The 6,799-nt window shown below is 42.1% G+C and carries 9 protein-coding genes; 1 reads left to right on the top strand and 8 read right to left on the bottom strand.

The window, feature by feature from the left end; translation table 11 throughout:
• Window positions 1-211, bottom strand: a 211-nt coding sequence (locus VSA01S_RS20215; RefSeq protein WP_222593936.1) for a hypothetical protein, incomplete at its 3' end; no start/stop codon positions are given.
• 339 nt (window positions 212-550) lie between these two features.
• Between VSA01S_RS20215 and VSA01S_RS16720 the strand changes: the two genes are divergently transcribed.
• Complete coding sequence (locus VSA01S_RS16720; protein ID WP_039979900.1) at window positions 551-1,330, top strand: hypothetical protein; 780 nt, start codon at window positions 551-553, stop codon at window positions 1,328-1,330.
• A gap of 109 nt (window positions 1,331-1,439) precedes the next feature.
• Here VSA01S_RS16720 and VSA01S_RS16715 read toward each other — a convergent pair whose 3' ends face one another.
• From VSA01S_RS16715 to VSA01S_RS16685, 7 genes are all read right to left on the bottom strand, one after another.
• Window positions 1,440-2,390, bottom strand: coding sequence for a hypothetical protein (locus VSA01S_RS16715; protein WP_039979899.1), 951 nt, complete (start codon window positions 2,388-2,390; stop codon window positions 1,440-1,442).
• 240 nt (window positions 2,391-2,630) lie between these two features.
• The gene (locus tag VSA01S_RS16710; RefSeq protein WP_050567274.1) at window positions 2,631-3,608 is read right to left on the bottom strand and encodes an HNH endonuclease; all 978 of its coding nucleotides are present in this window, start codon (window positions 3,606-3,608) and stop codon (window positions 2,631-2,633) included.
• 27 nt (window positions 3,609-3,635) lie between these two features.
• On the bottom strand, window positions 3,636-3,938 hold the full coding sequence (locus VSA01S_RS16705; RefSeq protein WP_039979898.1) for a MarR family transcriptional regulator: 303 nt from the start codon (window positions 3,936-3,938) through the stop codon (window positions 3,636-3,638).
• Between the two features lie 80 nt (window positions 3,939-4,018).
• Window positions 4,019-5,251 (bottom strand): tyrosine-type recombinase/integrase, encoded by a 1,233-nt coding sequence (locus tag VSA01S_RS16700; protein ID WP_039979897.1) that lies wholly within the window; start codon window positions 5,249-5,251, stop codon window positions 4,019-4,021.
• Between the two features lies 1 nt (window position 5,252).
• The gene (locus tag VSA01S_RS16695; RefSeq protein ID WP_039979896.1) at window positions 5,253-6,227 is read right to left on the bottom strand and encodes a hypothetical protein; all 975 of its coding nucleotides are present in this window, start codon (window positions 6,225-6,227) and stop codon (window positions 5,253-5,255) included.
• Window positions 6,227-6,430, bottom strand: a complete 204-nt coding sequence (locus VSA01S_RS16690) for a hypothetical protein (protein ID WP_009841323.1) — start codon at window positions 6,428-6,430, stop codon at window positions 6,227-6,229. Before VSA01S_RS16690 ends, VSA01S_RS16695 begins: the two co-directional genes overlap by 1 nt.
• Entirely contained in the window at window positions 6,427-6,795 is a 369-nt protein-coding gene (locus tag VSA01S_RS16685; protein WP_039979895.1) for a phage tail protein, read from the bottom strand. Before VSA01S_RS16685 ends, VSA01S_RS16690 begins: the two co-directional genes overlap by 4 nt.
• Window positions 6,796-6,799 lie beyond the last annotated feature (4 nt).

The raw sequence follows: 6,799 nt of genomic DNA, 5'->3' as shown, positions 1-6,799 counted from the left end.
TGATCGCCGAATACTGCCGTAAAAAATAGTTACTGTTTTCCAGTGAAAATTTAAGAGAGGCGCTCGCTTTATTAGAGCGCCTTTTTTGTATCGATGGAATATATTGCTCCATTCTACCCCCAAAATTGCCCCAATTCTGCCCCAAAGCCTTTGTTGGGTTTTGTTTTCTGCCCCAAAGATTCGTGACACCTTTTTTATCATGAACATTCATTACTAACTCATTGATAGTATTAAACTGTTCAAAGCAAGAAGCTATGACAAGACGTCGCTTAGACGCACATATATTTGTCCTGAATACCTGTTTTGTGCGCCAGTAGCGTGGGTGAATTCTACTCAAATTGCCCCATGAGCCTTATAGACTTACCACCTCATAATCCCTCAACTTGTCATTCGGAGGTATTAAGGTTATACGCCAAAATGAAATCTAACGTCTCTATTTTATCACTAACCTATTGATTTATTGTTGAATTAGGTGAAGAAAGGCGGCATTATTCGTCCTCGAAATGCGGATTGATCGCCGTATAAAAAACATTATATGCATTGGAGAATTATGAACAAAATTGACTACTTAGAGGAACTGAAAGAGGTTCCTATTTCATTTAATAACGTCAAAGTTGTGCCAGATGTAGGCTCTCGTTTGGATTGGAAGTTTGAGGTAAATCCAAGCGAATATATATCTTTTGCGAAACGTGATTTTCGTGAAGGTAGCATTCGTGGGCTTATTAATTCCCTAGGGAATTCAAAGAGAGCCATCGATTGTCAAATCGATAGGATTTTTCAAGCCCTCGGTTATGATCCAAAAAAGTATCCCAAAAACCTCAATGAATTCGGTGAGTTTTTTAGAGATGATGATTCTGTAAATTTACCTGCGAAATTAAAAGTAATTGTGAGTTTTGGTATCGCGCCCTGTGGTTTAGTTTCCGAAATTCGTACTTTAAGGAACAAGATTGAGCATGACTTTATTGTTCCAAATAGCACTGAAGTTAGGCGCGCATTTGAAACTGCGGAATTGTTTGTAGCTGCATCTGAACGAAAACTAATTGATTCTTGGGAATTTGAGTTAACCTGTCTGGATTCTAAATTTGGGTTCTATTTCCATAAGATGCTGGATGACTTTAAATTTCAGTGTTGGGTGCGAACCCCAAAGCCAGTCGAAGAGTTGCAAAAGATAAATATCCCCAGAGACAGCCTTCTCCACCATTGTATACTTCGAATGACATTGTCTATGGATCAAGAACTGGAATTTGGGCGTTCGTTAAGCTATCTGGCAAAGTTGTTGGATAAACCTTTTGATTTTGAGTCAGCGAATGTCGAGTTCAGTTACGAGTAAATACACATAACAATCTGTTTAATATTGATTCGCAACGCGCGGCATTATCATTATGGTTGGTGTTAAAGTTAGAGTGATGAAAGGCACTTGCTAGCGCCTTTCACAGTATTTAGTTACCTTGATTAGTCAAAGAGTAAACATCTTCGATTAGGTAGTTATATTTTTCTGGTACCAGTGCTAATTCACCCCACCCGAGATCTTCGAAACACAAGCCAATACCATTTTGAGTTACTTTTCCAAATATTAAAGCATATCGTCCTTCCGTTTCACTCCCTATTCCATGTTCATTTTGAAGCCAATGAGGTGTTTTAATGCAAAAGTCTTTAACTTCTTGTGAACTTTCAATGTAGGTCATTCGAATATTGTTATCACGAGGTGGATGACCAAAATGAGATGAGTTCTGAAGTTTAACGACATAAAGCTTAGGTTTTCTTTCTTCTTTTTTAATGTTCCGTGCATCGCGGATAAGCGAGTTAAGAGCAATAGCTTTCCGATAACCAGGAAAGAAGAAATAGCGATAATAGTTTTTATCAAAGTTACGACATATACCTCTTAAGGAAGAAATTTTACTTGGGACTTTAAATGATTGACCGTTGTGGACCCCTAAAGGTACTTCGGTCTCAGGTCCGTCGATATCGTCAAACTGTGGGACGGCGAATGGTTGAGGATCCTTGGGTAAACATGGTACTGGCTTATCTTTCATGAAAGCACTAACTATTACCAACTCTTCGTTGTCGATAGCTTGATTTACTGATTCTAAACTATTGTACTTTTTAATTTGTACCTTTTTAGTAGAGCGCAGTACACAAGGGACTCTTTTATATTTCGACATGTGCCTAAAATGAGCATCCTTATTTGATGTTGTATGATCTTTGTCATGCGGTACCCGATTAAGGTTTGTAAAGCACACGGGGCAAAATAGGCTCCCCTTCATGTCAACGTCATACTCATCTGGCTTAATTCTTGTAGCATTTCTCATTAATGATGCTCGAAGCCCCTCTTCAAAACTCCACCCCTCTTTATGCAACGCATGCGCTATACGACGACTTGCCTGATTCATTTTTGATCCTTATTTAATTTAATACAACACAGCGAACTGTAAGTGCAACAGCATTAATATGATTTGATCGGTATCATATTTTTTAGTGTTACGCATCACGCTCAACCTGTTCTCTACTAAATAACTGGAAAAATCTCTTCGGAGGTGGTGGTGGCCATATAACTCTAAAAATTTTCATTTCGCGAGATGTACCCGCGCTTGTAGAGTATAGATTGGCAGAAGAACCTATTTATAAGAAAATTAGCCTTTAAATGTCGACTCGTAATGGTAAAGTAAAGCCTCATCACTAACGGCTAAGCCTTGCATTTTTTTCCCCGCATATTGCTCGTAGTCAGTACAAGACAACCTTTTAGAAACTACAATTTTACGTTGATATGGTGTTATAGATATCAAACCCAGATCAAACAACGTGTGTATATCAGCTCTCAGTAACAGGCCGTTCTCAATAGAATTAGTAGCCTCTCCCATATAAGGAACTATGTGAGCAGCTTCGATAGCATGACTCACTTTGCAGCCAGAAACCAAACAACGTCCGTACTCAGCTAAAAGCATCTCTCTAAAAGCAGCTTGCCCCTGTCGCGCGTGGATCTCTCTCGTTATTTTTTTCCTGGCGTCTTGTAGGTTCTTAGGATCAAAACTATCGGTTTGTTTCTTTTCTTCCTGGATAGAGATATCAGCACTATCAAGATTTAATAATCCAAGTTCAACTAATGATCTATCTAGAGATAATTCGATATGTGCAAGGAGTTCTTGGTCACTTCCCAGAGGAAAATGAAACTCGCGAGGTTGGGCAAACACATCATTATAATGTGTGTTTGGTTTTGGGCCGTTTACATCAATTCTTAATGTCTTTCCCTTTACTGTTCTCTTTACAGTCCGCAAGCCCTGTGAATTAGTCTTAGACTCGGCACAGCCAACTAAAGCCCCTTTTCCATATTTGTCAAAACATATAACAACATATATACCTTTTGATACGCTTTGATTAGGAGGTAAAATTGCTACATAAGGCACAAAAGGAAAAACAGAGGCTCCCTTTGAAGGAACGAACTTAAAATCGAAACCTCGATACTTACTAAAACTATTCTCAAGCGCCTTAGCTATGTTTTCGAGAGATTGGATGATGTGTCCTATGGATGGATCATTTGAAGGGACGGAGTTACCCTTAACCCCTGGAACTTGAGAGCGATATTCACAAACAGTATTAAAGTCACTATACATCTTAGAAAGTGCCTATATTTTAGATGGTTACATGTCATTAAGATAAGTTATACAATAAACAAACTCAACACCTCCTCCTTTTTTTGATAATAACCACCTTTTCAAATAATATTTTTCATTCAATCGTTTAAGTAAAGAACTTGCCCAACTTGGTGACAAATCACATCGCTCAGCAATAAGTTGCGCTGTCACTTCTTCACCCTGCTTTATCGAATCTAATACCTTTAATTGTGTCTTGCTTAACTTCACCCATTTAACTTGGTGTGGAGCAAGTCGCGCAGCGGCCACTAAGATGTGATTTATATCACCTTTTTGCTCAAAATTACCCATGCTAATACTGTCCTTTGCAATTAAATTTTAAATGGCTTTTAGTCATTGATTTAAATATATATTTTCAGAATGAACGTTTTTTAAAAATCAGGTATAAAACAGCTTCGCCAGCAATTTTTTAGCCACAAATGATAGGTTTTAAGGGCTTCTGACTTCTGCAGTTCAATGTGAGTGTGAATGTAGGCTTGCTCGAGTTTTCCCTTGGCGTGATTCAATAGTGTCTCTGCAACCAGGTAATCAATACCTATATCGGCCCACACGGTACGCGCTAGCTTTCTTAAGTCGTGAGCGGTCCAGTTCCCCTTCGCTATCGTTCGCACAATCTGAGTTGCCGTGGCACTGGATAGTGGGCTTTGATCCCGCTTGCAGGAAGGAAAGAGATTGTTCCCTTTATAACCGTTGGCCAGTTGCCATGCTTTGTAGGCTTGCAGCAAAGTGACCCACTCATCAGTGAGTGGGTATAAGATCTCTTTTCTTGTCTTTGTGTCACGCACCGGTATTCTCCACCGCTTGGTGATGAAACAAACGTTGCACCACTTCGCCTTGCGCGTTTCTCCAATCCGCGTTCCGTGGCTAAGCATCATCAAACACAACATTCGTGTTAAAGGCTCGGCATCACCAAATTGCTGCAGTAAGTCTGGAGTGTGGCCAACGAGTAATTTGCATCCTTTAGGCTGGATTTTGGCCTTTAGGAAGTCGGTAAACACCATGTCGTTAAGTGGGTTGTGCCCGATCTTGTTCATCTTTTTGGCCTGATTAAAGGCCACTTTTAATGCCTGGAAGATGGAGCGAATGTAACTGATTGAGTACATGCCCTCACGCAAGGGCTTCATCAGTTGCTTTTCAATTTCACGATGGGAAAGCCCGGCAAGCTCCACACCGTGAAGACAAGAAATAAGGTGATTTTCAATCATGGCCTTGAGCGAAGTAAGGCGGCCTTTTGATATGTGTCCGCTTCGAGCTTCCATATCTAAATACCAGACCAGCAGCTCATCGACGGTAATAAACTCGTTTGAACGAGCCCGAACACCGGTGGAGAGTTCTTTTACAATGTGCTCAACCACTTCTGGAATGTACTTGGCGCTTAAGTTTGGGTACTTGCCAAAAACATGGGCGGTTTGCTTACCACTGCTGTACTCATAAAAGACCCAAGAGCCATGCTCCCTGTTTTTCTTGTAACGTAAATACACCGAGTATCGTTCGTCTTTCAGTTGCCTCACATGACGCCGCTTTGAATGTCTTTTGATCTGCGCATCAGAGATCTTACAGCGAACTGTCGATGTGTAATGCACACCGGAATTCAACGTGATCATTCTATTCCCCCGTTAAAGTGGCTTTGATGCTCATTCGCCTTGGCTGCAGGCCTTGGCCAGAAAACGAAACACTGTCTATTGAGCAGGTTCCTTGAAATACACCAGGAAAAGAGGCGTCGAGGATGAGCAAGCCCTCGGCAAACACCGCGGGATTGGGTGGCGCTTCTATGCTAAGCTTTCGCCCCTCTCGCTGCAGTTTCCTTAGTTCGCTCGCACATGCTTGCTCTGCCTCCTGCTTACTATTTCTGTCTTTGCCAATCGTTCGAAATGGTGCTTTCCCTTTTCTCACTTCCTGGCGTGTGCCGTCCCCAGTTGAAAGATAAAAGGCCTTAATACCGGTGACATCCGTACGACCATCAAGGTCGATGTTTACATTAATGAAGTTCGGTAGCTGGGGATTGTTGCCGCTTGGCTGTGACAACGTCACTGTCTCGATGTCTTTGCCACTGGCACTTCTCGCCTCGCCTTTAGGCGCAAAGATAAAGCGGCTATCGATGGGCTTGGCCACCGCGTCGTATTGTTTGGCAAGCCGATACAAAAACGACGGCGTGCTTTCGTCGGTTCGATCGAGATGCGCGATTTCAATTTTTTGTAATCTCGGATGCACAAAAGCTTGAAAGCCATGAGGGGCCACATTGTCTGCCACGACTTGAGCCAGGGTTGTGTTATCCCAACTCATCGATTTACGCTCTCGATATCCGGTTTCGTCTTTGATGCTAAACGGAGCAACAGACAGCACCAACACCACCTCATGCGGGTGCAAACTAATAGAGCGTTTCGATATTTGAAATTTATCACGCAGCACGTCATCCAAATAGACCGAGTACTGCTCACCTTTTGGTGGAATGCCATCAACGTCATCAGAATTGATCGTCAATGATAGGCTATCCCCCTCAATGCCGTTGCCATCTGACAAGCGCCAAGATTTTAGACGAGACAACAACAGCTCGCTATTTTTACCTATGAGTTTTAACATCAGTCCCAAGACCTCGTAACGGATTGAGTGGGTTTTACTGTCGATATTTCTGGAATAGAAACGTAGGTATCTGCAGTGAAGATTTCGCCTCGAACGTGCGGATTGAGGCGATAAAACTCGACTTCTAATTGATCACTGTCTTGGCCTGTTTGTTTGAAAAGTAAGTCGGTGATCAACTCGCCTTTGTTGGCTAATCGTTTCATCCTCGAAACTCCAATAATTGTAAGGACACGTCTGTCACCATGGCACGGCCATCATGGATAAGTTCGCTCCTCCCTTCTTTGATCTGCTTAATCGTCCAACGGCCAAGGTTAAAACCCTGACCATCACTGACCTGTTGAGGCCCATCAATCAAAGCTCGAATGGCATCCACTGACTTAGCCGAATGGTATTGCAGCCACTTTGCGGTGATGTCGATGGTTTCAAGTGGTTTGCCGGTTCGCTCAGAACGCGCATTATCAATTAGGCCAACCTCGGAATAAGCGCCTGTCGTCGTCCTATCAAACTTGGTGATGGGCGTTTTATCTGCAACCGAAAACACGAACTCCCCGATCACTAAATGATGCATAGTT

This window comes from Vibrio sagamiensis NBRC 104589, assembly GCF_007990935.1.
GTDB classification, from domain to species: Bacteria; Pseudomonadota; Gammaproteobacteria; order Enterobacterales; family Vibrionaceae; genus Vibrio; species Vibrio sagamiensis.
Note: the sequence above shows the minus strand (reverse complement) of the source record. Positions and strands in the feature narration are given on the sequence as shown.